Annotated in this window: 1 protein-coding gene; it reads left to right on the top strand. The window is 63.0% G+C overall.

Annotated elements, in window-relative coordinates:
- Nucleotides 1–500: DDE-type integrase/transposase/recombinase (locus ABD658_RS15320; RefSeq protein ID WP_344744980.1), on the top strand; the 500-nt coding region annotated here is incomplete at both ends.

Genomic DNA, 500 nt, shown 5'->3' with positions numbered 1-500 from the left:
ATGACGGGGTCCCCGTCACGGTGACGTGCCGGGTACTGAAGCTCTCCCGAGCTCCGAATTACCGCTGGCTGGCCAGCCCTGTCACCACCGCGGAACTCGCCCAGGCGTATCGCGCGAACGCGCTGTTCGACGCGCACCGTGACGATCCCGAGTTCGGATACCGGTTCCTCCTCGACGAGGCCCGTGATGCAGGGACGGACATGTCTGAACGCACCGCCTGGAAGATCGCTTCCGAAAACGGCTGGTGGTCATCGTTCGGAAAGAAGAAGACGCGCGGGAAGGGCAAGAAGGCCGGCCCACCGGTGCACGATGATCTTGTCCAGCGTGAGTTCGCCGCAGATGCTCCGAACCGGCTCTGGCTGACCGATATCACCGAGCACACCACTGGTGAGGGCAAGCTCTACCTCTGCGCGATCAAGGACGCTTTCTCGGGCCGGATCGTCGGGTACTCGATCGACTCTAGGATGAAGTCGCGTCTGGTCGTGAGCGCGATCGACAAC

The organism is Nesterenkonia aethiopica, from assembly GCF_039534665.1.
GTDB classification, from domain to species: Bacteria; Actinomycetota; Actinomycetes; order Actinomycetales; family Micrococcaceae; genus Nesterenkonia; species Nesterenkonia aethiopica.
Note: the sequence above shows the minus strand (reverse complement) of the source record. Positions and strands in the feature narration are given on the sequence as shown.